The organism is Nocardioides acrostichi (assembly GCF_015319165.1).
Lineage (GTDB): Bacteria > Actinomycetota > Actinomycetes > Propionibacteriales > Nocardioidaceae > Nocardioides > Nocardioides acrostichi.
The window spans coordinates 800,298-826,601 of record NZ_JADIVZ010000001.1 but is presented as its reverse complement, the minus strand read 5'-3'; the positions used below and the strand labels follow the sequence as shown (position 1 = coordinate 826,601).

Genomic DNA, 26,304 nt, shown 5'->3' with positions numbered 1-26,304 from the left:
AAAGCGAGGACGAGGTGGGTCACCAGGCTTTACCTTGTTCGCGCCCCACCCCGATCGACCTCTTCTGGAGCCCTCTGTGCGTCGCCAACTGGCCACCCTCCTCCTCGCCACCGCCCTCGCCTCGACGGTCGGCGCCGTCGCGGCACCGACCGCCTCCGCCGCGGACAAGAACTGCAGCGACTTCCCCAGCCAGAAGGCCGCGCAGATCTTCTTCATCAAGGCCGGTGGCCCGAGCTCAGACCCGAACGGCCTCGACGCCGACGGCGACGGGATCGCGTGCGAGTCGAACCCGGCGCCCTACTACTACGGCACCACGCTGCCTGGCGGGGGCGGCGGGGGTGGCACCCCGTCGCAGCCCCAGGTCACGGTCGTGTCCTCCGCGGTGGCCCTCCGCGTCGCCCCGAACCGTCGCATCGCGGGCGAGAGGTACCAGATCAAGGTGTCGGTGAGCCCGGCCATCAGCCGTCCCGTCACGATCCAGAAGAGGGTCAGCGGCCGTTGGAAGGCCTTCGCGAAGGCTACGACGAGCCCGTCAGGCACCGTGACGAAGGGCTTCCGGGCCCCTCGACGCGACCTGGCGCTGCGCGCAGTCCTCACGACGGTCACGAAGGGCTCCACGAAGTACACCGGCGCTTCCAGCCCGGCACGGCCCTTGAGGGTGCAGCAGCAGAAGGTCACCCTCGACTTCGCCAAGACGCAGGTGCCTCAGGGTCGCCGGACCCGGGCCACCATCGAGGCCTCGCCGGTCCGCAAGGGCCGCACGGTCACGCTTCAGGTCCGGTCGGGCAACGGCTGGCGCACAGTCGAGCGCACCGCCGTCGACCGTCGCGGCCGGGCGAAGATCTCCGTACGCCCAGCCCTCGGCCGGTACGCCTACCGTGCGGTCGCCGCGCGCTACCACGGTGCCGTCTCGGCGAAGTCTCGGTCACGGGATCTGACCGCGGTCGACGTCACCCCTCCCCCAGCGCCGACCGATCTGGTCGCCAGCCCCGGCGACGGGACGGTCGCTCTCAGTTGGTCGCGCTCGACGCCCGCCGATTTCTCCCACCACGAGGTCTGGATGCGCACCGACACGACCGACTGGGCGCTCCTCACCGAGACGACATCGACCTCGTTCCTCGCCGAGGGCCTCGAGAACGACACCGTGTACTGGTTCACGGTCGACAGTGTCGACGTGCACGGCAACGTGTCGACCAGGACGCCCGAGGTGTCGGCCACCCCTGTGGCCCCAACCGAGCCCATGGGTCGCCTCGTCCGCTGATCACGACGTCCCTCTGCGGGAGGGGCGCAGGGCACGAAAGGCGCAGGGCACGAAAGACGCAGGGCACGAAAGACGCAGGGCACGAAAGACACAGGCCTCACACTCCCGTGCTGAGGCCCCCGTCGACGTACAGCGTCTGCCCCGAGATGTAGGACGCCTCGTCGCTGCACAAGAACGCCGCCGCGGACGCGATGTCCTCGGGAGCACCCACCCGTCGGACCGGGTTGGCCTCCGCCGAGAGGCGCCGAAACTCCTCGACGTCGAGGTTCAGCCTGTGGGCCGTCGCGTCCGTCATCTCCGTCGCGATGAACCCGGGGGCCACCGCGTTGACGTTGACCCCGTAGGGTCCGAGCTCGATGGCCAGGGTCTTCACGAAGCCCTGCACGCCCAGCTTGGCCGCGGAGTAGTTCGCCTGGCCCCGGTTCCCCAGGGCCGAGGTCGAGGAGAGGCACAGGATCTTGCCATAGCGCTGGGAGACGAAGTGGCTCTGCGCCGCTCGGCTGACCAGGAACGCCCCGCGCAGGTGGACGGCCATGACCGTGTCCCAGTCGTCGTCGCTCATCTTGAACAGCAGGTTGTCCCGCGTCACCCCGGCGTTGTTGACCACGATGTGGAGGGCGCCGAGGTTCCCTACCGTCGCGGCTACGGCGCGCTCGACGGAGGCGGGGTCGCTGACGTCCGCGGAGATGCCCACGGCCGTGGCTCCCGAGCTCAGGGGAAGAGTCTCCGCGGTCGCCTCGGCTTCGGCAGGATCGAGATCCACGATGGCCACGGAGGCCCCCTCCGCTGCGAAGCGGGACGCGATGGCTCGACCTATGCCGCGCGCGGCGCCGGTGACCAGGGCGACGCGACCGTCGTATCGACCAGACATGATGCTCCTTCGACGTTGTTCGTTGGGTCTGCATGGGCGCAGGCCCCGAGGCGGGTCGAGGCCGGCGCGGATCAAGAGGAGTAGGACAGGTACAAAGCCTCGGCCACCATGACGGGCCGGTCGCCTCCCTCGAGCTGCACCTCGAGTTTGAGGCGGTACCTGATGGCACCGTCGGGTCGCGTCTCGGCCATGACGAAGCGCACCGCCAACCGGATGGCGGAGCCCACCGGCACGGGCGCGGTGAACCGGACCCGCTCCAACCCGTAGTTGACGCCCCTGACCTCGTCGCTGATCGACAAGACGGAGTCCAGCAGCCGTGGCACCAGCGCCAGGGTCAGGTAGCCGTGGGCGATGGTCGTGCCGAAGGGGCCGTTCCTGGCACGTTCCTCGTCCAGGTGGATCCACTGGTGGTCGAGGGTCGCGTCCGCGAATCGCTGGACCTGGTCGCGTGAGACCTCCAGCCATTCACTGACGCCGAGATCCTGCTCGGCGAGATCGGCCATCTCCTTGGTCGAGACGACGAACGAACCCATGCTTGTCTCCTTGCTCGTGGTGGTGGCGGCGGTCGCGACTCAGAGGCCGGCCTCGGCGGCGGGGCGGGCGGCTCGGGCCAACATGTCGGGGATCAACGGATCCGCCAGGGCCTGGTCTCGGGAAAGCTCTCCGCGCGAGACGCGTCGCTCCAGGACGCCCTTGTAGATCGCTGCGATGCGCCAGGCGCCGAAGCACTCCCAGAAGGCGAGTGCCCCCGTGTCCCGTCCGGTGGCCGTCTCGTAGCGCTGCGCCAGCTCGGCTCGTGTCGAGAAGCCGGGCAACGTGGTCTGGGGGTACGGCCCAGGTGGATCCGCGTCGCCGGCCTCGGGCCAGTAGGCCAAGGTGGTTCCGACGTCCGCCAGGGGTTCGCCCAGCGTGCAGAGCTCCCAGTCGAAGAGAGCCGCGACGCGTCCCTGCGCGTCGACAGCGACGTTGGCCAGGTGGCAGTCGGCATGCACCAGCGTCACCTCGTGCTGCGGCGGCACTGCACGGCCGAGGCGCTCCGACAGCTCGACCAGACCCGGAGGTGCGGGCATCGGACCGTCCGCGATCTGACGCCGCCAACGCCTGAGCTGACGCGGCGCGTAGGGCTCGTGCGACGCCAGGTCGGCCAACCCCACTCCCTTCAGGTCGAGGTCGTGCAGCCGTGCCAGTGCGTCCACGACGCTGGCCCCGACTCGCGCCCGCTGCGCCTCCTCCAGTCGTCGCGCTGTGGCGACGTCGTCGATGGTGAGGCCCTCGACCATCTCCATACCCATCACGGGTACGTCGGCGACCCGCGGATCCTCGATCAGGAAGAGCGCGCGAGGGGCAGGCACCTCGGTGGCGGCGAGGGCCTGCAGGATGCGGAACTCGCGGGCCGTGTCGTGTGCCGACTTCAGGACGGCACCCAAGGGAGCCCGTCGCAGAACCACCACCCGCCCCCGGGCATCGACGGCGCGCGCCGTGACGTTGGACATGCCGCGGCCGAGCCCCGTCACCGCCACGGGGGCCTCGACCCGGGCATCGTGGGAGCGCCACCAGTCTGCGAAGGCACCGGGGTCGAGACCGGTGCGCCCCGTCGTCACCGAGACCCCGGCTGGTCCCCGCCGACCGCGGCGACCAGCACCTGGCCCCCGTCGACGGTGATGGTCTGTCCCGTGACCCACGACGCCTCGGTCAGGAAGAGAGCCGCCTCGGCGACGTCCTCCGGCTCGCCGATGCGTCCGAGGGGGGTGACGCGCCGGACGTCGTCCTCACGGTCCTGCCACAGTGTCGACGCCAGCTTGGTCCGGCACACTCCGGGCGCGAGGGCGTTGACCCGCACACCAGGCGCGAGCTCGAGCGCGAGCTGGCGAGTCACGTGAACCAGAGCGGCCTTGGACACGTTGTAGGCGCCCAGGTTGGCGCCCACGACGTAGGCCCCCAGCGAAGCGGTGTTGATGACGCACCCTCCGTGGGCTCGCATCCAGGCACGCCACGCCTGGCCCGTCCACAGGACGGGGGCCCAGACGTTCACGTCGAGCGTCTTGGCGAACCGTTCGCGGTCGACCTCCACCAACGGCCCGTAGGCAGGGTTGGTGCCGGCGTTGTTGACCAGGATGTCGATGGAGCCGAAGCGATCCACGGTTGCGTCGAGACAGGCACGTGCCTGCGCCTCGTCGGCGCTGTGGGCCGCCCAGCCCATAGTCTGCCCCTCGATCGATGCCGCGGCCTCGACAGCGGCTGACCGCGTGCGCGCCGTCAGCACTACCCTGGCCCCCTGGCTGGCGAGGCGCGCGGCTATGGCCAACCCGATCCCCCGCGAAGCGCCGGTGACGACGGCGGTCTTCCCGACGAGTGAGCCACCGGCCCGAGCCACGGACGCCTGTGGGCTACTCACTGTTCTCTGCCAGCCACTGCGAGTGCCTCGTGCTGGGCGGCTCGGTCGGCGGACAGCTCCTGGCGCGCCAGGGACTCGCGGTGCACCTCGTCAGGACCGTCGGCGAGCCGCAGGGTTCGGTTGTAGGCGTACATCTCGGCCAGGGGGAAGTCGTCGCTGAGCCCGCCCCCACCGTGCACCTGAATCGCACGGTCGATGACCTTAAGGGCCACCTGCGGAGCGACCACCTTGATGGCCGAGATTTCCATCCGCGCCTCGCGATTCCCGACGGTGTCCATCATCCAGGCCGCCTTGAGCGTCAGCAGGCGCGCCATCTCGATCTCGACCCGCGACTCGGCCACCCAGTCACGCAGGTTGGACCGGGCGGAAAGCGGCTGGCCGAAGGTAGTGCGGGACTTCATCCGGGCAACCATGAGCTCCAGTGCTCGTTCCGCAGCACCGATCGCCCTCATGCAGTGGTGGATGCGCCCCGGTCCGAGGCGGGCCTGGCTGATGGCGAAGCCGTCACCCTCCTGGGCGATGAGGTTGCCCACCGGCACGCGGACGTCGTCGAAGTCAACCTCGCCGTGCCCCTCACGGTCGTGGTACCCGAAGACGGGCAGGCTGCGCAGGACGGTGACTCCGGGCGTATCGAGCGGCACCAGAATCTGGCTCTGCTGTCGGTGCCGGTCGGCCGTGGGATCGGTCTTGCCCATGAGGATCAAGACCTTGCAGTGCGGGTGCATCGCGCTAGAGGTCCACCACTTGCGGCCGTTGATGACGTACTCGTCGCCGTCTCGCTCGATGCGGGTGCTGATGTTGGTGGCATCGGAGCTGGCGACGGCCGGCTCGGTCATGGCGAAGGCCGAGCGGATCGTGCCCTCGAGCAGCGGCTGAAGGTAGGTGCGCTTCTGCTCCTCGGTACCGAACATGGACAGCACCTCCATATTGCCGGTGTCCGGAGCCGAGCAGTTCGTCGCTTCCTGGGCGATCGGGCTACGCCCGAGGATCTCGCACAGGGTCGCGTACTCCAGGTTGGTGAGCCCGGCTCCGTAGCGCTCGTCCGGGTGGAACAGGTTCCACAACCCGAGGGCACGAGCCTTGCTCTTGAGCTCGTCGATGACCGCCGGGTAGTGATGGGGGTCGCCGGAGGCCCGCATCTGCTCGGCGTATACCTTCTCGGCGGGGGCGACAGAGTCGAGCATGAAGGACCAGAGCCTCCCCTGCAGCTCGAGGGTTCGTGCGCTCAGCTGGAAGTCCATCGTTCTCCTCGGTGGTGTGTTTCGTCGGTGGTCGCGTCGCTGCGGTGGCGTGCCCCGAGGCGACGCATCCCGGCCAGCCAGCGGTCGTGGTCCTGCGCCCGGCGCAGCGCGTACTCGGCTACCTCGGGGTGCGGGAGAACCAAGAAGCGCTCAGACGTGATGGCCTCGACAACGCACCCCGCCACGTACTCGGGTGTCACCACCACGCCGGATGCCTCGATGGCCCGCGCACCGAGGGCTCCCGCGGAGGTGTGCTCGTGGGCGGTCGCCAACATCTGCGTGTCCACTGCCTGTGGACACAGACAGCTGACGCGCACGCCGCTCTCGCCGTAGGTAACCGACAGCCACTCCGCGAACGCGACCGCGGCGTGCTTGGAGAGGGTGTAGGGGCCGGCGCCGAGCTGCGTGAGCAGGCCGGCGGCCGAGGCCGTGGACACGAAGTAGCCGGACCCGCGCTCGACCCACCCGTCCACGAGCAGTCGAGCGGCGCGAACGTGCGCCATGACGTTCACCTGCCACGCGGCCTCCCAGTCGCTGTCGGCTAGCTCCAGCCCACCCAGACCGCTGATCGCGGCATTGGCGTGAAAGAGGTCCACGGGCCCGAAAGTGGACTCGGCGAACGCGATCAGCCGCCGCAGGTCGTCCTCGCGAGACACGTCACCGACGAACGGGACGGCGCGTCCTCCGTCCGCCGACAGGTCCGCCGCCGCCTCACGGACACCCTGCTCCTCCACGTCAGCGAAGACCACCCGGGCCCCCTCACGGTGCAGCTCGCGTCCCACGGCCGCGCCGATGCCCGCAGCGGCGCCCGTCACCACCGCCACCCGGTCGAGAAGTCTCATCTCCCGTTCACTCAGCTCATCACCAGGCCGCCGCTGACCGACAGCGTCTGCCCCGTGACGAAACCGGCCCCCTCGGAGGCGAAGAACCCCACGGCCTCGGCAACCTCGGCCGTTGTTGCCAGACGCCGCATCGGGACGGCGCGGACCATGGCGTTGACGACCTTGTCGCCCCGCCTGGCGATGCTCTCCTGCACCAGCGGCGTGTCTGTGGGACCGGGGCAGACCGTGTTGGCCGTGACCCCGTGGCGAGCCGACTCGCGGGCGATGGTCTTGGTGAAGCTCGCGACGCCACCCTTGGCGCCTGAGTACACGGCCTCGAACGAGGAGCCGACACGACCCGCGTCGGAGCCGACGTTGACGATGCGGCCCCACCCGGCCCGGTTCATCGCAGGCAGGGTGCGACGCACCGTGCGGAGGACTCCCTTGTAGTTGATGTCGATCACGCGGTCCCAGTAGTCCTCGTCGGTGTCGACGAACAGCTGCAGGTCGTCCCAACCGGCGCAGTTCACCAGCACCTCGACCGGGCCGTACACCTCCTCCGCGCGAGCCACGGCCGCATCGACGCTGGCGGAGTCCGTCACGTCTGTCTCGACGGCCAGCGCCCTGCCGCCCGCGGCCTTGACCGACTCGGCGACCGCGACGGCCTCGTCGTGCCTCAGGTCGGCGACGACCACCTTCATCCCGCTGGTCGCGAGTCGTTCGACGATCGCCACTCCGATGCCACGGCCACCGCCGGTGACGAGAGCTGTCCGAGGGGGACGTTGCCCCGTCGACGTCGGGTCGGTCGGTCCGGGTCGTGTGTTCATGTGGGCACTCCAGGGTCGGGGGTGGTGTCCTCTGCGGCGGCGTCACGTCGGGACAGACCACGCAGGTGGCGCGCCACCCGCTGGCCGAGCTCTTGGGACAGCAGCGCGTCGGCCGAGGGCTCGAGCTCGGCTCCCATCTCGTCCCAGCGCGTGCACACAGCAGCGAGGTGCTGCTTCATCGCACGCACCGCGTCGCTCGCGAAGCCGGTGACCTCGGTGGCCATGGCACCCACGACGGACCTCACCTTGCCCGGGTCGACGACCCGCGAGACCAATCCGTGCTCGAGCGCCTCCTGAGCGGTCAGGATCCGCGCGCACAGCAGCATCTCGGTCGCGAGCGCCGGTCCGGCCACCCTCACGAGTCGCGCGACATCCGGGCGTGCAATGACGACGCCGATGCGGGCAGCCGGGATGCCGAGCGTGGCTGTCCGTGAGGCCACCCTCAGGTCGCACGCGCAGGCAATCTCGAGTCCGGCGCCGAGAGCGGAGCCGGTGATGGCGGCGATCGTCACCTGCGGTAGATCCTGGATCGACCTCAAGAGTCGCTCGAAGTCGTGCAGCAGCGCCGTCACTGCCCGGCGGTCCCCCGCGTCACGCAGTGCTGCCAATTCGGCCAGGTCTCCGCCGCCGCTGAACACGGTGTCGCCGGTCGAGTCGACGATCAGCACGTCGACGTCAACGCGTCCGGCCAGCGCCTCGATCTCGGTGGCAGCCGTGCGGTACATCGACCCCAGCCAGGCATGGCTCTTCTCCGGTCGGTCCAACAAAAGCGTGGCGACGCCGTCGGTCACGATGAGCGAGACTGGGGCGCGGGCCCCGTCGTCGCTCACGGCCCGACCCGGGTCGGGGTCTCGGCCCGCGGCACCTGCATCCCGCGGACCGACAGCTCAAGACTGAGGATCAGTGCGTCGTGCGGATCCTCAGGGCTCTCCGCTCCGGTGACGATGAAAAGCCGAGTGAGATCCTCTCCGCCGAACACGACGCTGGTGACCATCGGCGACGGAACTTCGATGGTGGAGACCAGAACCCCGTCGGGTGTCAGTTCGAGAACCTGGCCGGCGCGAGCCGCGGTGACCCACACGTGCCCGTGCTCGTCGACCGCCAGACCGTCGGGGAGTCCGGCCGTGAGGGAGTGGAAGACGCGGCGAGCAGAGAGCCTCCCGGAGTCGGCGTCGACGTCCCAGCACAGCACGTGTCCTCGTGCGGAGTCCGACATGTATAGGGTTCCGCCGTCTGGAGACAGGCCGACACCATTCGAGAGCTGGATGTCGTCGGCGACGACCTCGGCCGTCCCATCGGTACCGATGAGGTAGAGACAGCCGGCCTTGCGGTCGGGGTCGTCCGCGCGGCCGTCGACGGCGACCTCGGCCACCGAGCCGACGTAGACGCGCCCCCGACTGTCCACCGTGAGGTCGTTGAAACCCGCCAGGCCCTGTTCCGGGCTCTGCTCCACCAGCACGACCGTGTCGCCGCCGCCAGCGTCTCGATAGGCCAGGTTGCGTCCCGAGACCACCATGCCGCCCGCTGCGTGGAGGGCGATACCCCCGATGCCTCGGCGGTGGGGCCAGAGGACCGAGACGTCACCGTGGTCGTCCAGCGCGTACACGCCACCTCGCCGAGCGTCGGAGAACACGAGTCCGAGTCGACTGTCGTAGCGAGGCCCCTCGATGAGCCCCTTGCCTCCGTGGTGGAGCAGGGTCAACTCGTCTGCACGTCGGTTCGGCGTGGTGGTCATCTGGGTGCTCCGATCGCCAGTGGTGGGGTGTTGTGGGAGGTGGGCGGTCGCACGTCAGCGCCCCGCATCAGGCGGCAGCTCGGCAAGTCGGGATGCGAACCGCTCCATCGCTTTCACGCGACGCGTGGGTACGTGCTCCGTCGGTACCGGGCGAGGCGTGTAGCCACGCAAGACATTGCGCGCCACGACCATGCGGTGGACCTCGTCGGGTCCGTCGTAGATACGCGCGGCTCGCGACCAGCGATACATCTCCTCCAGGGGCAGGTCGGTGGAGAAGCCCAGAGCGCCGTGGATCTGGATGGCCCGGTCGAGCACGTCGTGCATCACCGTGGCCCCGAAGTACTTGATCATCGCGATCTCGGTGCGCGCCGCCGCGACCCCCTCGGTGTCGACCTTCCATGCCGTCTTCAATGTCAGGAGCCGCGCGGCCTCCATGGCTGCCGCAGAGTCGGCCACCCAGTTCTGGATCGTCTGCTTCTCGCTGAGCAGCCCGCCACGCAGCGACTTGCTCACGGCGCGCTCGCACATGGCATCGAAGGCGCGTCGGCAGACACCGAGCCACCTCATGCAGTGGTGGATCCGCCCGGGCCCGAGCCGCTGCTGGGCCAGGGTGAACGCCGCGCCCTCCGCGCCGAGCAGGGACTCCGCCGGCAGGCGGACGTCGGCGTAGGTCACCTCACCGTGGGTGTGCACCACACCCCGGGCCTCGGGGTCCGACATCGTGCCCAGGAAGCGAGAGGAGACACCGGGCAGGTCGGTGGGCACGATGAACATCGACATCGCCGAGTACGGATTCGCCTCCGGGTCGAGGTCGGTCCTGGCCATCACGAAGTGGACGTCGCTGCGGTTGGCGTTGCCGACCATGAACTTCGTCCCGTGGAGGATCCAATCCGAGCCGTCGCGCACCGCACGCGTCGTGAACTGTCGCGGGTCCGAGCCGGTGCCGGACTCCGTCATCGAGATGGCGCTGTAGATGTCACCGGCGAGCAGGGGTGTCAGCCAGCGCTGCTTCTGCTCCTCGGTACCGGCCAAGGCCACCAGCTCCGAGTTGCCCGAGTCGGGCGCCTGGTTCCCGAAGGCCGGGGGCGCGAGCTCGCTGCCACCCAGGATCTCGTGCATGAGGCCGAGCTTCACCTGCCCGTAGCCCTGGCCCCCGAGCTCGGGTCCGAGATGAGCGGCCCAGAGCCCCTGCGCCTTCACCTGCTCCTTCAGCGGCTCGATCATCCGCCGGAACGAGTGCCACGTCAGCGGGAGCGTCTCGAGCGGGTAGATCTCCTCCCGCACGAACTCGCGCATCCACTGCAGCTTGGACTCGAAGGCGGGATCGGTCGAGAAGTCCCAGGTCACCGGTTCCTCCTGCTCAGGTCGGGGAACGGCTTCTGAGAGCCGTCGTTCGACCCGAGCCTGCGGCGTGTCTGCGGCCAACGTCCAGCACAGGACGATGTCCGCTTTGGAGGAATCACCAGGACGCCCGATGCGCGATGTGGCCTTCACCGTGGCCCGGGCAGGATGCTCGGCGCATGGTCCATGTCGAGGCCCGAGCGGCCGGTCGAGTGTCCGTATTCCGCTTGGACAGGCCCCGGGCGCGCAACGCGATAGACGGTGAGACCGCCGCCGCGTTGGAGTCCTGGGTCCGTGGCCTCGACGCCGACCCCGAGATCTGGATGGGCGTTCTGTCGGCGTCCGGCCCGGTGTTCTGCGCAGGCGCCGACCTGAAGGAGATCTCGGCCGGACGACTCGACAGTCTGTCCACTGCCGCCGGGGGCTTCGGCGGCATCACCAGACTGGCCAGGGAGACACCCCTCGTCGCTGCCGTCGACGGTCCGGCGCTGGCCGGAGGCTGCGAGCTGGCCTTGGCCTGCGATCTCATCGTCGCCAGCGAGCAGGCCTCCTTCGGCATACCCGAGGTCAAGCGATCACTCATCGCAGGTGGCGGCGGACTCATCCGCCTTCCCAGTCTGCTTCCTCAGCGTATCGCCATGGAGCTGGCGCTGACGGGTTCTCCAATCGACGCGCGCCGCGCGTACGACCTAGGTCTGGTCAACCGTCTCGTCGGGGACGGTGACGCCGAGGCAGGAGCAGTCCGCCTGGCCGAGGAGATCTGCCGTAACGCACCCCTGGCGGTCCGGGCCAGCCGCCGACTCGTCGTCGAGGCCTCTACCGTGGATCACGAGCGTCTGTGGGAGCTCAGTGACGCTGCCTCCCGGGCGATCGAACTGACCGCCGACTTCGCTGAGGGGCCGCGCGCCTTCATGGAGAAGCGCGAGCCGGTCTGGACGGGCCGCTAGGCCCACGTCGAACACAGGCGCAACCCGCGTCGAGCTCCTGGTCCGTCACCGAGTACGCGCCCCGGCCGGACGGTCGTCGACCGAGCGCGCACCGCCGCGCCTTTCCGGCCAGGGCGAGCCGGGCCGACGCTCACAACTGCAGGTTCTCGATGATGGTGGCGTTGGCCATTCCGCCGCCCTCGCACATCGTCTGAAGGCCGTAGCGTCCACCGGTCCGGGCCAGGTGATGCACCAAGGTGGTCATGAGGCGGGCGCCGCTGGCGCCGAGCGGGTGCCCGATCGCCATGGCACCTCCCATGGGGTTCGTGAGTCGCGGGTCTGCTCCGGTCTCGTGCAGCCACGCCCCGACCACCGGGGCGAAGGCCTCACTCACCTCGAACGCCGCGATGTCGTCGATCGTCAGGCCGGAACGACTCAGGACGCGAGCGGTGGCGGGGATCGGTCCGGTGAGCATCATGACGGGGTCCACCCCGGCCATCGCGACCGTGTGGATGCGGGCGAGGGGCGTGAGTCCGAGTTCAGCCGCGATGTCGCTGGTGGTGATGAGGAGCGCCGCCGCGCCGTCGGAGATCTGGGAAGAGTTGCCGGCCGTCACGACGCCGTCACTGCGGAAGGCAGGACGAAGCGCGGCCAGCGTCTCGAGGGAGGTGCTGGGACGGATGCCCTGGTCGGCTTGGACCTGCTGTCCGTCCTTGCCCGGGACGGGCACCAGCTCGGCCTCGAAGAGTCCGTCTGCGGTGGCCGCCGCAGCACGCTCGTGCGAGCGGACCGCCAACTCGTCGGCCCCTCCGCGCGAGATGCCCCACGAGGACGCGATCAGCTCGGCGCTCGTCCCCTGGCCCACCAGGTCGAACCGTTGGTTGACCCGCGGTCCCACGGGGCCGTCGCCCCCGTGCACGTTGGAGAACATCGGGGCGCGAGACATCGACTCAACGCCTCCGGCGACGACCAGGTCGTAGTGACCTGCCACGACGCCGGCGGCGGCGAAATGCACAGCCTGTTGGGAAGAACCGCACTGACGATCGATCGTCGTGCCCACCACTGACTCGGGAAAGCCCGCCGCCAGAGCCGCGAGGCGGCCGACGTTCGAGCTCTGCTCACCGACCTGCGTGACACAACCCCAGATGACGTCGTCTATCAGGGCCGGATCGATGGCGGCACGCGCCACGAGGGCGGCCAGAAGCTCACCCGACAAGTCGACCGGATGCCAATGGTCCAGCACACCTTTGCCAGGCTTGCCTACCCCCACGGGAGTCCGAAGGGCACCCACGATCACGGCGTCACGTCCAGATACCGACACTTGCTACCACCTCCGGTCGCCCAACGGTCTGCATCTCAGACCGCACCGGAAGAGATCCGGTGACGGCAGGCTAGGCCCGGCGCGTGACCGTCGGCGCGTCGCTCATGGGCGGCTGTTGGCCGATTGCACAAGGATCATCTAAGAGCGGCAACGCGGTCGCACTGCTCACGGCCTCGCGCGACTCCAGCAGATCCAGAATCTGGAAGGCGGCGGCTGCGCCCAGCAGGGAGTCGAGCCGCTCCGGCTCGACGGACGACAACTCTCGGATCCGTCCGAGACGGTAGCGCACGGTGTTCTCGTGCACGGCCAGCCCCAGCGCGGTAGGGCGGATCCGACCTTGGGCAGCCAGGTAGGCCCGCAGGGTCGTGACCAGCTGGGAGTCGTGCACGCGATCGTGCTCCAGGAGCGGGGCCAGCAGGCCTCGTGAGTCCTGGACCGCTCCCTGCAGGCCCTCGCGGTTGGCGATGAGTCGCACCAGTTGCAAGTCGCGCTCGTGGACGATCTGAGGAGCCCATGCGTTGACGGCGCTGGGCACCTTCTCCAGGATCTCGGCGATCTGCTCTAGACGGCTGGCGGCGGACGGCACCTCTTGCAACGACCGAAGCGGGTGAGAGGCGATGACGAATCCGACTTGCTCACCTCGAGCCTCTACCGCCCGGAGGGCGGAATCGACCGCCCCGGCGACCTCGTCCGAGATGTCCGCGGCGCCACGTCGGCTGGACTCGATCAGGAAGAGGTCGGCTCCGTGCCGGGACGTGTGCGCTACACAACTCCCCCCGGCGCGACCGATCACGTCGGCGACGCTCTCCCGACGGCCACCGAGATTGGGGTCGTCGGGAACGACCTGGCTCACGTGCAGCAAAACGTGGGCATGGGTCAGGTCGATGCCCACGGCCTCGGCCCGGTCAGGCAGGGACTCTGGCTCGCCGCGCCGCGACAGCAGGCCCGACAGGAACGCGGAGCTGTCGCAGGTAGCCTGCCCGTCCCCTGGCTCCGCGTGGCGGGCGAGCCGGTACGTGCGCGCGACTCGTTCCAGCACGGCGGCGTCTCGAGCGGTGAGCCGGCGCCCCAGCTCACAGACTTCGAGGTAGCCGCTCACGGCGTCCGAGACGACCACCGGAACGACCAGTCGGCGATACCGAAGCCGCGGCTGCGCCTTGAGGACGACACTGGCGTCTTCGGGGCACTCGCTGAGTGCTTGAGCCACCCAAGGCAACTCGAACTCCTCGGGCGTCAGGCCGGGTGCGGCCTTCAGCGAGTCGCGCTGGGGCGCCGCCCAGGCAACGGTCGCTCCGCTGGCATCGTGCACGGCGACCGGCTTGTCAATGATGGTGACCAGCGGCCTCAGCAGGTCCGCAAGCGGGCGTCGTTCTGAGATCAGTCGAGTCGCCAGATCACCCACGGTCAGCAGCAGACCGAGATCCTCGGTGCGTCGTTCCAGCTTCTCGCGCTGAGCCTCGGCCTGTTCGCGTCTCCAGCTCTGGACGACGACCAAGGTCGCGAGGCCGGCGAAGGCCTGCGCCAGACTGACGTCGGCGTCCTGGTAGCGGTGGTGCTGGCCCGGGGAGTCGGCGTAGATGATGCCGATGACCTCTTCGCCCACCACCAAGGGGACGCCGAGCATGTCGCACACCCCCCAGCGCCTCATCGTCTTCTGGATGGTCCGGGGATCCGTCGCGGCGTTCTGCACCAAGACGGGCGTCGCACCCTGGACGATCTCCGAGGTGAACTGGTCGCCCTGGACTCCCGACACGAGGCGACTGACTTTTTTGTCGATGCAGCCCTCGCGCGCGCAGTAGCCGGCGCGCCCTTGGAAGAGGCCGTTGGTGATGCGCAGATACACCGAGCACCGGCTGACACCCAACAGTTCGCATAGGTGACGCCCGACGAGTCTGAGGATCTCGTCGAGGGAGACGCCCTCACCGGCGGCGAGCGCGGCGACCTCCTCGAAAGCGCCGAGAACCCGAGTGTGGTGGTCGAGGCGAGCACCCGGGGGGCACGGGCGATAGTTGTCGCGACGTGAAGGGGCTTGACCAGCACTCATGTGGAACTCCGCCCTCCACTACCGTCCTCTAGCTGTAACCAACGTCACAGTAGGCCAGGCCTAGGAGAACGTGAAGAGCGCCGCACACGGCCGGTTGGACGAACCCACAAAGCAGCCGTGCGGATTCACTGCCCGCCGGTCAGTGCGGGCTCCGCCGTCTCACGCGTATCGGAGCGCACCTGGAGGACGAGCTTCCCACGGGCCTCTCGATCCTCCATGCGGCGCAGGGCCTCTGCGCCTCGAGCCAGGGGGAAGGTCGAGTCGATCAGCGGCCGCAGCCCTGCGGCGAGGGCTTCAACGACCGTCACCGAGAGCCCGGTCAGCAGGTCGGGCACGTGAGCCATCAGCGGTCCCATGCCGGCCCCGACGAGCGACACGTTGCGCAACAGCAGTCGATTGCTGGGGACGGCCCCGATACCGTTCGTGAACCCCAGGACGAGGACGCGCCCCTCCGGCCTGGTCGAGCGGACGGCCTGGACCGTCAGATCCCCGCCGACGATGTCAGCGACGCAGTCGACGCCGCGCCCACCGGTCGTGGCCATCACGGCGTCCCGAAATCCGTCGCCGACGTACACCTGGTGGGCGCCCGCCTCGCGAGCCGTGGCGACCTTGTCGTCCGTCGAGACGACCGCGTGCACCACCGCTCCCATCGCCCGGGCCATCCCGACCATGGCGGTACCCAGTCCTCCGGCAGCGCCCAGGACCAGGATGCTCTCCCCGGCCCTCAGGTCGCCTCGCCGGTGGAGCGCGAAAGCGGAGGTCAGGTAGTTCACGCCCAGCGCGGCCCCATCGACGTAGTCGACGTCGTCAGGGAGCGCGAACGTACGCTCCGGCGGCGCTGCCACCACCTCCGCGTGGCCACCGCTCTCGAGGAGCGCCCAGACCCGGTCACCGGGTGAGAAGCGCGAGCCCCGTGGGGCTTCGAGAACCCTGCCTGCGACCTCCTGGCCCATGACGGCCGGGAGCTGCGGACTGACCTGGTACTTGCCCCGACTCATCAGGAGGTCGGGGAAGCAGACCCCGGCTGCGTGCGTCTCGATCACCACCATCCCCTCGTGGCTGGGAACAGGGCGTTCGCCGAGGCGCAGGCCATCCGGGCCGCGCAGGGCGATCAGCTCCAGGGCCTGCATCATCGTGCGTCCTCTCGGTGTCGGATGTTCGCCTGGGCCCACGGGCGCAGCTCCCGCTTGAGGATCTTGCCGGTGGCGGTGCGTGGCAGGGGCTGCTCGTAGTGCAGGAGGGCCTTCGGGACCTTGTAGGAGGCCAGGTGCTCGCGACACCCCGACAGCAGCGCGTCGACCTTGTCGCGCGCCAGATCCTCACCACAGACCGCGACCGGGATCTCACCCCACGTGTCGTCGGCCACGCCCACCACCGTGACCTCGCTCAGCACGAATCCGGCACGCCTCGACACAAGGTGCAGGGTCTCCTCGATCTCGGCCGGGTAGACGTTGAGGCCACCGGAGATGATCATGTCCTTCACCCGGCCGGTCAGCGTCAGGTAGCCCTCGTCGTCGACCGACCCGCGGTCACCTGTGTTGAGCCACCCGTCGCGGAACGCGGCCTCGGACTCCGCCGGCTTGTTGAAGTAGCCCCGCATGGTGGCCGGGGACCGGAGCAGGATCTCCCCCTCGCCGGCGGCCACGATCTCATCGCTGTCCGTGCGTACCGCCATCTCGGTATGCGGCAGCACCCGACCCGCGCTCCCCGCGTGGGTCCGGGCCTCGTCGGCCCGGAGGGAGGTGGCGATGTTGGGGAACTCGGAGAGCCCGTAGCCCTGGATGAGCGCACATCCGGGGAGCTCGGTCGCCAGGGCGTCGACCACGGAGAGGGGCACGGGCTCCGAACCGGTGATGATCCAGCGCAGGGAGGACTTACGCAGTCGCTCGATGTCGCTCGCCGAGGCCAGGAGGCGGCGCAGGAGGGTCGGCGCCAAGAACGTGTGCGTCACGTGGCTGCGTTCGACGACGGAGGCGATCTGTCCGATGGAGTTGCTGCCGGTCGGCAGGACGACGTTGCGACCCCCCAGCCAGGCCAGCGCCAGCGCTGCGGTGTGGAAGCCCGCCGCCCACGACATCGACGGGACGATGAGGTTGACGTCGTCCGGCGTGAGATCGAGTCCGGCCACCTGGCCGAACGTGTTCCACAAGACGCCTTCGTGCGTGTGCGCCGCGGCCTTCGGGCGGCCGGTCGTCCCGGAGCTGTAGTAGAGCATCGCCAGGTCGGACTCGGTCCCCGCATCGGTTCCCGCGAACGCCCGCGCACCGGACGCAGGGCGCCGCTCGAAGAGGTCGTCGTAGCGCACGACGCGAGTGCCTGCCGGGACCTCGAGGGGGCCGACTGCCACGACAAGGGGGACGCGAGTGCCTGCCGGGACCTCGAGGGGGCCGACTGCCACGACAAGGGGTGGGAGGCCGCTCATCTTGGCGATGCATCCCGATGCCGACGCGTCGGCGACGAGGCAAGTCACCTGCGCGTCCTCCATGATGTGCTCGACCTCGCTGGACCTGAGCAGCACGTTGACCGGGACCGTGACGGCTCCCAGGGCTGCGAGCCCGAAGAGGACCTCGACCCAGGCGTGCCCGTTGCCCAGCAGGACTCCCACGCGATCGCCACGACGGACGCCGCGGTCGGCGAGCCCGGCGGCGAGACGCAGACTGCGGTCGTGGAGAGCGGCGAACGTGCGCGGCTCCCCCTCGAACTCGAAGGCGACGCGGGACCCACCCGGACCGCGCGCGTGCCGCTCGACGAGCCAGCCCAGGTTCTGGTGCGGCCGGACGGGTGCCGACACGGAGGCCGTCACGGTCACAGCCCGAGCGACTTGCTGATGATGCCCCGCTGGATCTCGCTGCTGCCGCCGTAGACCGGCGGCGCCAGAGCCGTCCGGAGGTGGAACTCCATCTCGAAGTCCCGGGTGTAACCGGCGCCTCCCATCATGTGCATGCACTCGATGGCGATGTCGCGCCCCAGGGTCGTGGCCTTCAGCTTGACCATCGACGCCTGACGGTTGGCGTCCTTAACCAGGCCAAGGTCGATCATCTGGGCGACGTCGTACAGCAGGGCCCGCATCGCTTCCAGTTCCGTGGCCATGTCGGCCGCGCGGTGCTTGAGAACCTGGAAGCTGCCGATGGGTCGGCCGAACTGCTGACGCTGCTTGAGGTAGGAGATCGCATCTTCGAAGCAGCGCTGGGCGAGTCCCAGCGACATCGCCCCGATGTAGAGCCGCTCGACCGCGAGACCCTGGGTGAGGAGCGACCAGGCGTTGCCCTCACCGCCGACGACGCCCGAAGCCGGAACTCGGCAGTCTGAGAAGAACACGTCGTTGACGATGTGGGCGCCCATGGTGTTGATCGGGCGCACCTCGATGCCCGGGAGGTCGGTCGGCACCGTGATCATCGACAGACCTCGGTGCTTGTCACCGCTGGAGTCGGTTCGCACCAGGACGAGCATGTATTCGGCGAGATGCGCCTCCGAGATCCAGGTCTTCTGGCCGTTGAGGACGTAGTGCTCGCCGTCGCGGACCGCCTTGCAACCCGACGCAGCCAGGTCGGAGCCGGCCTCGGGCTCGCTGAGGGCGATGGAGCCGTACATGCCCCGAGGTATGCCCGGCAGGATCTGCTGCTTCTGCTCCTCCGTGCCGAACGACAGGTAGTAGCCGCCCATCGTCATGGCGGTCGAGTAGCCGTGGATCGGCAGCAGGGCCCGCTCGGTCTCCTCGAGAAAGAGCAGCTCGTCGACGAGCCCGCGCCCGGAGCCGCCGTACTCCTCGGGGAGGGAGATGCCCAGCCATCCCATCCCCGCGAGCTTCTTCGTCAGCTCGACGTTGTCCTTGGCACGCCGGTCGTCCGACAGCGCGTCGCGCTGCTCGATCGTTCCGGCCTCCTTCGCGCAGAAGGCGCGGACTGCGGAGATGAAGCTCTTCTGTTCGTCGGTGAGGACCATGTCGGAGAAGGTAGTGCGGCGCCGGCACCCGTCGCGCCACGCCGACCGCAGCGCCTTGGAGGTTCCTCCAGGGGGCTACTTGCCTAGGTAGGCCGTGCGCACAGCCTCGGAGCTCCCCACCTCGGATGAGGGCCCCTCGGCCGTGATGCGGCCCTGTTCGAGCACGTAGGCGAAGTCGGCGATCTGCAGGGCCTGCTCGGCCATCTGCTCGATGAGGAGGATGCCGGCGCCGGTCTCCCGGGCGATCAGGGTCACCAGCCTGAAGACCTCCTGGGTCAGCCTCGGACTAAGCCCGAGCGACGGCTCGTCGAGCAGGAGGTAGCGAGGCTCGGAGGCCACGGCCCGCGTCAGCGCTACCATCTGCTGCTCGCCGCCCGAGAGGAGACCGGCCTTCTGGTTCCAGCGCTCTCGCAGAACCGGGAAGCTGTCGAGGAGCATCTCGACGTTCTGCCTGGCTCGCTCGGGCGAACGACGACTCGCGGCTCTGCCGCCGATCCGGATGTTCTCGGCGACGGTCTGACGCCCGAAGAGCCGACGTCCCTCGGGCACCAGGATGAGTCCGCTGCGCGCGCGCCGCTCGGCCGAGTGGTCCTGGACCAGTACCCCGTCGGCCTCGATCTCACCCTGCTTGAGCCGCAGCAGGCCCGCGAGCGTGCGCGCCAAGGTCGACTTCCCGGCGCCGTTGGACCCGATCACGGCCACGATGCCGCCGGGCTCGAGGGTGAGGTCGATGGACGACAGGATCGCGGCCCGACCGTAGCCGGCCTCGAGACCACGCGCCTGGAGCGTCATGCCTGACCACCCCCTGCCGGGCGCGGATCCGTGAGGGTCTCGCCGCCGTCCTCGGCAGGACGCCCCAGGTACGCGGCGACGACCTCCTGGTCGGCCAGAACCTCTGCGGCGGTGCCCCTGGCGAGGACGCGGCCCTCGGCCATGCACGTCACCACGTCTGCCACGCTGGCGACGAGATCCATGTGGTGCTCGACGACGACGAGGGCCATGCCGTCTCGACGCAGCTCCATGAGGAGCTCGCCGAGGACCGCAACCTCCGTCGAGTTCAGCCCGGCCGCCGGCTCGTCGAGGATCAGCAGCCTCGGTTGGCGCGCCAGCGCCCGGGCGATCTCCAGCGCACGGGCCTTGCCGTACGCGAGGGCTCCTGCGAGCGTCCGCTCGTCGTGCGCGAGCCCGACCCGGGCCAGCAGTGCCCGGGCATCCCGGTCGAGCTCGGCCTCCCGCCGGTATTGGCCGGGAGGCTTGAGCGAGGCCTTCCACCAGGGCAGCGAGGCCGTGTCGGCGAAGCCGGCCTTCACGTTCTCCAAGACGGTCTCGGAGCTGAACAGCTGCGGGGTCTGGAAGGTCCGCGCCACCCCCAGCCTGGCGATGTCGTGAGGCCGCCTCGTGGAGAGCTCGGTGCCCTCGAAGGCGACCGAGCCGCTCCCGGGGCGATAGACGCCGGTGACGAGGTTCGCCACGGTGCTCTTGCCGGCTCCGTTGGGGCCGATGATCGCGTGGACCGATCCGTAGTCCACGCTCAGGTCGAGAGCATCGACCGCGACCAGGCCGCCGAAGCGCTTGGTGACGTCGGTGAGCAGCAGGGCCTGCGCCCCGTCGCGCATCTGATCGGGCTGCTCGAGGAGGCGAACCACGCGTCGCTCGTCGCCCCCGCCGGCGATGCCGGGCTCGGTCTCGACACTCGTGGTCTGACCCGCGCGATGGCTCCACAGCTTGGCGAGAGTGCCGGTGATGCCTTGCGGCATCAAGAAGAGCACCAGGATCAGCAGCACGCCCAGCAGCCCTGGGGTCGAGAGGTACCACGACGAGCTGAGGTGCTCCTGCTCGAAGGATGTGACGCCGTCGAGCACCTGGGACTGCTGGAGCCAGACGATGACCGCGGACCCGATCACCGGGCCTAGGACCGTGCCGCCTCCGCCGAGCAGCACGGCCAGCAGGATGGAGATCGAGAGGAAGAGGTCGAAGGACTCCGGTTGCACGTGGGCGTAGATCAAGACGTAGAAGATCCCCCCTACGGCGCCCAGGGCGCTCGAGAGCGCCAAGGCGGCGGTCTTGCGCCAGAACACGTTGACCCCCAGGTGCGCGGCCAGCATGTCACTCTCGCCCACCGCGCGCAGCGATCGACCCCACGCGGACCGGCACAGGTTGCGGTAGAGCACCAGCGCCACGACCGTGATCACGGCGATGGGCACCATGGCCGTGGCGACCACACCACCCGTGAGCGGTGGGTCGAACTCGAAGCCGAGGACGGACACGGGGTCCAGCAGCCCGGTCCCGTGCTGCAGGGGGTTCGGGTAGCCGGAGGCAGCCCCCAGCTCAGGCCACCGCAGGAGGATCTGCTGCACTAGCACGGCCAGGGCCAGGGTGATCATGGTGAACTCGGGCCCGCGCAACCTCAGGCTGCCGAGGGCCACCACGGCACCGACTCCGGCGCAGCCGAGGACCGTGACGAGCATGGCGGGCAGCGCCGGCAGGCCGACGTCGAGCAGCAGGTAGCTGAAGGCGTAGGCGCCCAGGGCGTAGAACGCCCCTTGCCCGAGCGAGACCAGTCGCGTCAGCCCAGCCACCAGGTTCAGCCCAATGGCGGCCACGATCATGGCAGCCATCTGCCCGACCAGCTGCATGGTGGCGATCGAGGTTCCCTCCCCCGTGCGGCCCGGCAGGATCGCGAGGGCCGCCACGACGGCCGCCGCCACGAGGAACAACAGGTCACGCTGCAGTGCCCCGATGCGCAGACCGGCGTGGCGTCGTCCCGGCCTCCGGCCTGTCCAGCGCTGAGCGGTGGTGCGGGGGCTGTTGGTGGGCTTCATGTTCCTCAGACCTTGATCTCGACTCGGCGGCCGAGCAGTCCCTCGGGTCGGACGATGAGCACGGCAATGACGACGAGCAGGCCAGAGACCTCGCCCCACAGGCTGCCCAGGGCCGTGCCCACCGCGGCCGTGACGAGGCCGTAGACGGCTCCGCCCAGCAGGGGGCCCCACAGAGAGGTCAGGCCGCCGATGATGCCGGCCGAGAACGCGGCGATCAGCAGCGGCGGGCCTAGCCCCGGCGAGACTCCGGTCTGCGCAGCCCACAGAATCCCGCCCAGCCCTACGAGCATCATGGCGACCACGTAGGACAAGGCGCCGATGCGACGCGGCGAGATCCCCATGAGCGCCGTGGTCTCGGCGTCCTCGGAGACGGCCCGCATGTCACCACCGAGCCGGGTCCGTGAGATCACGACGACCAGCAGCACGGTGACCACGACCGCGACGACGGCAAGGAGGAGTTGCTGCCCGGTCACGCGCTCACCGAGCACGGTGACGATGCTGTCGACGTTCCCGAAGCCGAGCGGCTGCCGGTTGGCCCCCTCCGCGTTGGTGGTGAGGTTGACGATGACGAAGGACAGCCCGACGGTCGTCAGGAGCCACCTCGTGTCGTGCTTGCCTTCCGTGCTGAACGGGAGCACCAGCACCCGGTAGGTGAGTCCTCCGAGAAGGCCAGTGACCAGCACAGCGACCGCGATCGCCAGCAGGCCGGTGAGACCCACGTTGCCGTGCAGGAACATGGCCAAGAAGGCGCCCACGACCATGAACTCCCCGATCGCGAAGTTCAGCGTGTTCGTGGTGATGTAGGTGAGGACGAATCCTTGGGCGATCAGGGCGTACAGTCCGCCGGTCACCAGCCCGGTGACAACGACATCCATCATGACTTCTCCATCACTGTCGGAGCGGTTCAGCAGCCCTTGTCGATGCAGTGCTGGACGGTGCCGAGCGTGACGATGTTGCCCTGGGGTGTGTCGTCGAAGCCCATCACGTACCAGTCGGCCGCGTCGGGCTCGTCCAGCTCTCCGTCTCCGGGCCCGAACGGCTTCTCGTAGGACTGGTCCTCGACGTGCACGGCCGGCAGGTTCTCGAGCGCGTCGCGGACGGCGCTGTAGTCGTCACCGCTGCCGGCCGTCTTGACGGCTTGGGCGTAGGCGTCGAGCATGGCGTAGGTGTTGAACACGGTGGTGTAGAGGTCCGGTACCCCGCCGAACCTGCTCTTGTAGGCACTCAGGATCGCCTTGTAGGCAGACCCGTTGAAGTTCTCGGGGTCGATGAAGTAGAGGCCCTTCCACTCCGAAGGGGACGCGAGACCTCGGTAGTCGGCCAGCACGTTCGCCGTCGCGTACTTGCGCACGGGGTCGAAGTCATCGACGGCCATCGACTCGGTCACCGTCGCGATGTCGGCGCCTGACGTCATGTTGATGAACAGCGAGTCCACGCCGGCTGCCTTGAGCCGACTGATGCCACTGTTGAAGTCCGTGGCTCCGGTCTGCATGCTCTCCCCCACGACCTGGACGCCGTGCTGCTCGCCGTAGGTCTTGAAGGTCTCCAGCGCTGCCTGCCCGAACGCATCGGCCGAGTAGATGATGCCGACCACCGGATCCTTGCCGTCGATGGGGGCGAACAGAACCTGCCCGCTCACGTCCGAGAGGTCGTCGCTGTTGTAGGCCGTCCGGAACGCCCAGTTGGTGTCACCGGCGGTCGGCACCAGGGTGGCATTGGACGCCGAGTGCAGGAGCCAGGGGCGCTGCGCGCGTCCGACGACGTCGGCCACCTGCAGGGCTTGAGCCGACTGCGGCGGCCCCATCACGGCATCGACGTTGTCCTCGTTCAGCACCGTCTGCACCGCCCGCGAGGCACCGGCGGGTGTGCCGGCGTCGTCGGCGTACGTGAACGTCAGGTGCACTCCGTACTGCTTCTCGATCTTGGGCGCGAAGAGCTGGATGGCTCGGTTCGTCTCGGTCCAGAATTGCGGCGCCGGCCCGGTCTTGGGGCCGATGACACCGATCACTGCGCTGTCGGCTGCATCGCGAGAACTGCTGGACTCGGACGAACCCGAGCCACAAGCAGTCGCGACGGACGCAGTCAGCAACAGCGCTCCCACCTTGGCGAGACGGCGTGCACTCATCTGTTCCTCCATGAAGTCTGCCGGTCGGCCGAGTCCCGAACCGTCATGCGGCGTGTGGTGCAGAGGAGTACAGCACCCACGTGACCGCCATCACGCTGCGAGCAACCGGGGCACTTGTGTGTTCCCACAAGCCAGGGGCCCGCATCGCGAGATGACACCCGGGGTCGCAGAGATGATGGGCGCGTGCCTGGCAACCGCAACGGACTGGATGCCGTGCCCGCGAGGGCGAAGTCCATCGAGCACCCTTCGGCCCCCGAGGGCGCTGCGGCAGGTGATGCCGTCGACGCCCGGCGCCTCACGGACTGGCTGGTCTCTCGGCACGGCGACCACGTCGGTCCCTTCGCCTGGTCACGCATCGCAGGCGGCCGCTCGAACATCACGCTGCACGTCACGGACGCACGCGGGCACGCCTTCATCCTCCGCCGTCCGCCCGAAGGACCGCTGCTGGCTTCGGCGCACGACGTTCTCCGAGAGTTCCGCATCCTCTCCGCGCTCCGAGGGCAGCCGGTGCCGACTCCGGCGCCCCTGGCGCTGTGTGAGTCTCCATCGATCCTGGGCGCGCCCTTCTACACGATGGCGTTCGAGCCGGGCCTCGTGCTGCGCAGTCCTGACGACACGGCCGGGTTGAGCGACGGCGGGCGTGCGCGCGTCGGACACGCCATGATCGACGTCCTGGCCGATCTGCACGGCATCGACCCCGAGGCCGTAGGCCTCGGAACGCTCGGCCGGCGTGACGGCTACCTCGAGCGTCAGCTGACCAGGTGGCACCGGCAGTGGCAGTCCAGCAGCACGCGCCGCCTGCCCGCTCTGGACGAGGCGCACCAGCGCTTGACCGCCGACATCCCGCGTCAGCAACGGGTGTCGATCGTGCACGGGGACTTCCGACTCGACAACGTGGTCCTCGGACCGCAAGGCGACGTACGAGCCGTGCTGGACTGGGAGCTGTGCACCCTCGGGGATCCGCTCGCCGACCTGGGCCTGTTCCTCGTCTACTGGACCCAACCAGGTGAGGACACCTCGCACCTCTACACCAGCGTCCCCACCACCACCCCCGGCTTCGCGACCAGGGATGAGCTGGTGGAGCGCTACCGCGAACGCACCGACCTCGATCTGGACCGCATCGGCTTCTACATGGCCTTCGGTCTGTGGAAGCTCGCGTGCATCGGCGAGGGCATCTGTGTGCGCGATCGCGCGGCGGGACTGGACGTGGGCACTCTCTCAAAACAGGTCGGCCTCCTTGCGGAGAAGGCCCTCACGACGCTGAGGGGCTCGTCGTGATCGCGGGCTCCGGACCGCTGAGCGGCCTACGCGTCGTGGAGCTGGGCTCCATCGGCCCGGGTCCCTTCTGCGCCATGCTCCTGGCCGACCTCGGCGCTGAGGTGGTGCGAGTCGACCGCGCCGACGACAACCCGCTCATCGGCCCGAACGACGATCACACCCGTGAGCTGATGCATCGTGGTCGGCGTTCGCTGGCCTTGGACCTGAAGGATCCAGGGGGACGCGACGTGCTGCTCACGCTGTGCGAGTCCGCCGACGTGCTGCTGGAGGGGTACCGACCAGGCGTATGCGAGCGCTTGGGGCTCGGCCCCGACGACGTGCGCGAGCGTGCGCCGCACCTGGTCTATGCCCGGGCCACCGGTTGGGGGCAGAGCGGTGCCGATGCCATGACCGCCGGACACGACATCAACTACCTGGCCATCACCGGCGTTCTCGGCCTGCTCGGCCAAGAGGGCTCGCCCCCTCGGCCGCCCCTGAGCCTGCTCGGCGACTTCGGTGGCGGTGGGCTGGTGCTGGCCTTCGGCATCGTGGCCGCCCTCTTCGAGCGTCAGCGTTCCGGCCTGGGGCAGGTGGTCGACGGGGCCATGGTGGACGGCGCCGCGACGCTGGCCACGCCGTTCCTCGGGTACTGGCAGACCCAGGACTGGTCTCCTCTCCGAGGCAGCAACATCACCGACGGTGGGGCCCCGTACTACGACGTCTACGAGACCAGCGATGGTCGCTGGCTCTCCCTGGGCGCCCTCGAGCCGCGCTTCTACCGGGAGATGCTCGAGGTGCTCGGCCTCGACGAGGCCGAGCTGCCCGAGCAGACCGACCGCTCCGGGTGGCCCGTGCTGCGCACCGCCTTCAGCGACGCCGTCGCCTCGCTCCCCCTCAAGGAGTGGGTGAGGCGCGCAGCGGGCCGAGACGCCTGCATCGCCCCGGTCCTCACCTACGACGAGGTCGAGCAACACCCCCACCTTCGCTCCCGAGGCACCTACGTGCGCCGCAACGGCATGCTGCAGCCGGCTCCCGTCCCCCGCTTCGCCCGCACCCCTGGTCGCCTCGGCCTGCCCCCACCCGTGCCGGGCACGCACTCAGAAGCTGTCCTGCACGACTGGGGCGTGCCGGACGAGCGCGTGCGCGATCTCGTCCGGCGGGGAGTCGTGCAAGCCAGAAAGCGAGAAGATCCGCCCGCGTGACCGCAGGTCAGCGATCCTTCCAGCCGGCGCTTGGGACCATGACCGGCCAAGGGGTCGGCCCGGTGGCCGCCGGCCTCCTGGCCGACCGCATCGAAGCGCCCGCGGCAGTTACCGTCGCCGTCACGTCGCCGTCGCCGTCGCCGTCGCGGGAACGGTCCTGATCGGTACGCCCC

At 69.3% G+C, this 26,304-nt stretch carries 24 protein-coding genes; 5 read left to right on the top strand and 19 right to left on the bottom strand.

What is annotated here, in order from left to right; all coding sequences use genetic code 11:
• Positions 1-76: 76 nt before the first annotated feature.
• A complete protein-coding gene (locus ISG29_RS03860) occupies positions 77-1,261 on the top strand; it encodes an excalibur calcium-binding domain-containing protein (protein WP_207792658.1) in 1,185 nt (394 codons plus the stop codon).
• 97 nt (positions 1,262-1,358) lie between these two features.
• Here ISG29_RS03860 and ISG29_RS03855 read toward each other — a convergent pair whose 3' ends face one another.
• The 10 genes from ISG29_RS03855 to ISG29_RS03810 form a co-directional block, all read right to left on the bottom strand.
• A complete protein-coding gene (locus ISG29_RS03855; RefSeq protein WP_194501985.1) occupies positions 1,359-2,132 on the bottom strand; it encodes an SDR family NAD(P)-dependent oxidoreductase in 774 nt (257 codons plus the stop codon).
• A 71-nt stretch (positions 2,133-2,203) separates the two neighbouring features.
• Positions 2,204-2,665: a MaoC family dehydratase gene (locus ISG29_RS03850; RefSeq protein WP_194501984.1), complete on the bottom strand. Its 462-nt coding sequence runs from the start codon at positions 2,663-2,665 to the stop codon at positions 2,204-2,206.
• A 39-nt stretch (positions 2,666-2,704) separates the two neighbouring features.
• Entirely contained in the window at positions 2,705-3,733 is a 1,029-nt protein-coding gene (locus ISG29_RS03845; RefSeq protein WP_194501983.1) for a phosphotransferase family protein, read from the bottom strand.
• Positions 3,730-4,506 (bottom strand): SDR family oxidoreductase, encoded by a 777-nt coding sequence (locus ISG29_RS03840; RefSeq protein WP_194502276.1) that lies wholly within the window; start codon positions 4,504-4,506, stop codon positions 3,730-3,732. Before ISG29_RS03840 ends, ISG29_RS03845 begins: the two co-directional genes overlap by 4 nt.
• A gap of 17 nt (positions 4,507-4,523) precedes the next feature.
• Positions 4,524-5,768 carry an acyl-CoA dehydrogenase family protein gene (locus tag ISG29_RS03835; protein WP_194501982.1) on the bottom strand — a complete coding sequence of 415 codons (1,245 nt, stop codon included), beginning with the start codon at positions 5,766-5,768 and terminating at the stop codon, positions 4,524-4,526.
• Positions 5,753-6,610 carry an SDR family NAD(P)-dependent oxidoreductase gene (locus ISG29_RS03830; protein ID WP_194501981.1) on the bottom strand — a complete coding sequence of 286 codons (858 nt, stop codon included), beginning with the start codon at positions 6,608-6,610 and terminating at the stop codon, positions 5,753-5,755. Before ISG29_RS03830 ends, ISG29_RS03835 begins: the two co-directional genes overlap by 16 nt.
• Before the next feature lie 11 nt (positions 6,611-6,621).
• Entirely contained in the window at positions 6,622-7,416 is a 795-nt protein-coding gene (locus ISG29_RS03825; RefSeq protein WP_194501980.1) for an SDR family NAD(P)-dependent oxidoreductase, read from the bottom strand.
• Positions 7,413-8,246 (bottom strand): enoyl-CoA hydratase/isomerase family protein, encoded by an 834-nt coding sequence (locus ISG29_RS03820; protein ID WP_194501979.1) that lies wholly within the window; start codon positions 8,244-8,246, stop codon positions 7,413-7,415. Before ISG29_RS03820 ends, ISG29_RS03825 begins: the two co-directional genes overlap by 4 nt.
• Entirely contained in the window at positions 8,243-9,151 is a 909-nt protein-coding gene (locus tag ISG29_RS03815) for an SMP-30/gluconolactonase/LRE family protein (protein ID WP_194501978.1), read from the bottom strand. Before ISG29_RS03815 ends, ISG29_RS03820 begins: the two co-directional genes overlap by 4 nt.
• Positions 9,152-9,205: 54 nt before the next feature.
• Positions 9,206-10,498 (bottom strand): acyl-CoA dehydrogenase family protein, encoded by a 1,293-nt coding sequence (locus tag ISG29_RS03810; RefSeq protein WP_194501977.1) that lies wholly within the window; start codon positions 10,496-10,498, stop codon positions 9,206-9,208.
• Positions 10,499-10,671: 173 nt separating this feature from the next.
• On the opposite strand from ISG29_RS03810, the gene ISG29_RS03805 reads away from it, so the two are divergent.
• The gene (locus tag ISG29_RS03805; protein WP_194501976.1) at positions 10,672-11,439 is read left to right on the top strand and encodes an enoyl-CoA hydratase-related protein; all 768 of its coding nucleotides are present in this window, start codon (positions 10,672-10,674) and stop codon (positions 11,437-11,439) included.
• A 130-nt stretch (positions 11,440-11,569) separates the two neighbouring features.
• Here the strand turns inward: ISG29_RS03805 and ISG29_RS03800 are convergent, their stop codons facing one another.
• Positions 11,570-12,709: a thiolase family protein gene (locus tag ISG29_RS03800; RefSeq protein ID WP_456237955.1), complete on the bottom strand. Its 1,140-nt coding sequence runs from the start codon at positions 12,707-12,709 to the stop codon at positions 11,570-11,572.
• Positions 12,710-12,809: 100 nt separating this feature from the next.
• Positions 12,810-14,603: a helix-turn-helix domain-containing protein gene (locus ISG29_RS03795; RefSeq protein WP_328827848.1), complete on the bottom strand. Its 1,794-nt coding sequence runs from the start codon at positions 14,601-14,603 to the stop codon at positions 12,810-12,812.
• 12 nt (positions 14,604-14,615) lie between these two features.
• Here ISG29_RS03795 and ISG29_RS21505 point away from each other — a divergent pair, with 12 nt between their 5' ends.
• Positions 14,616-14,762 (top strand): hypothetical protein, encoded by a 147-nt coding sequence (locus tag ISG29_RS21505; RefSeq protein ID WP_328827845.1) that lies wholly within the window; start codon positions 14,616-14,618, stop codon positions 14,760-14,762.
• Between the two features lie 146 nt (positions 14,763-14,908).
• Here the strand turns inward: ISG29_RS21505 and ISG29_RS03790 are convergent, their stop codons facing one another.
• The 7 genes from ISG29_RS03790 to ISG29_RS03760 form a co-directional block, all read right to left on the bottom strand.
• The gene (locus tag ISG29_RS03790; RefSeq protein ID WP_207792657.1) at positions 14,909-15,916 is read right to left on the bottom strand and encodes an NADPH:quinone oxidoreductase family protein; all 1,008 of its coding nucleotides are present in this window, start codon (positions 15,914-15,916) and stop codon (positions 14,909-14,911) included.
• Positions 15,913-17,586, bottom strand: a complete 1,674-nt coding sequence (locus tag ISG29_RS03785; protein WP_194501973.1) for a class I adenylate-forming enzyme family protein — start codon at positions 17,584-17,586, stop codon at positions 15,913-15,915. Before ISG29_RS03785 ends, ISG29_RS03790 begins: the two co-directional genes overlap by 4 nt.
• Before the next feature lie 2 nt (positions 17,587-17,588).
• The gene (locus ISG29_RS03780) at positions 17,589-18,725 is read right to left on the bottom strand and encodes an acyl-CoA dehydrogenase family protein (protein ID WP_194501972.1); all 1,137 of its coding nucleotides are present in this window, start codon (positions 18,723-18,725) and stop codon (positions 17,589-17,591) included.
• Between the two features lie 75 nt (positions 18,726-18,800).
• The gene (locus tag ISG29_RS03775) at positions 18,801-19,517 is read right to left on the bottom strand and encodes an ABC transporter ATP-binding protein (RefSeq protein WP_194501971.1); all 717 of its coding nucleotides are present in this window, start codon (positions 19,515-19,517) and stop codon (positions 18,801-18,803) included.
• Positions 19,514-21,547 carry a branched-chain amino acid ABC transporter ATP-binding protein/permease gene (locus tag ISG29_RS03770; RefSeq protein ID WP_194501970.1) on the bottom strand — a complete coding sequence of 678 codons (2,034 nt, stop codon included), beginning with the start codon at positions 21,545-21,547 and terminating at the stop codon, positions 19,514-19,516. Before ISG29_RS03770 ends, ISG29_RS03775 begins: the two co-directional genes overlap by 4 nt.
• Before the next feature lie 5 nt (positions 21,548-21,552).
• Positions 21,553-22,425: a branched-chain amino acid ABC transporter permease gene (locus tag ISG29_RS03765; protein ID WP_194501969.1), complete on the bottom strand. Its 873-nt coding sequence runs from the start codon at positions 22,423-22,425 to the stop codon at positions 21,553-21,555.
• Positions 22,426-22,451: 26 nt separating this feature from the next.
• Entirely contained in the window at positions 22,452-23,672 is a 1,221-nt protein-coding gene (locus ISG29_RS03760; protein WP_194501968.1) for an ABC transporter substrate-binding protein, read from the bottom strand.
• A gap of 183 nt (positions 23,673-23,855) precedes the next feature.
• On the opposite strand from ISG29_RS03760, the gene ISG29_RS03755 reads away from it, so the two are divergent.
• Positions 23,856-24,950 carry a phosphotransferase family protein gene (locus ISG29_RS03755; protein ID WP_194501967.1) on the top strand — a complete coding sequence of 365 codons (1,095 nt, stop codon included), beginning with the start codon at positions 23,856-23,858 and terminating at the stop codon, positions 24,948-24,950.
• A complete protein-coding gene (locus ISG29_RS03750; RefSeq protein ID WP_328827840.1) occupies positions 24,947-26,131 on the top strand; it encodes a CaiB/BaiF CoA transferase family protein in 1,185 nt (394 codons plus the stop codon). Before ISG29_RS03755 ends, ISG29_RS03750 begins: the two co-directional genes overlap by 4 nt.
• The last annotated feature ends 173 nt before the right edge of the window (positions 26,132-26,304 follow it).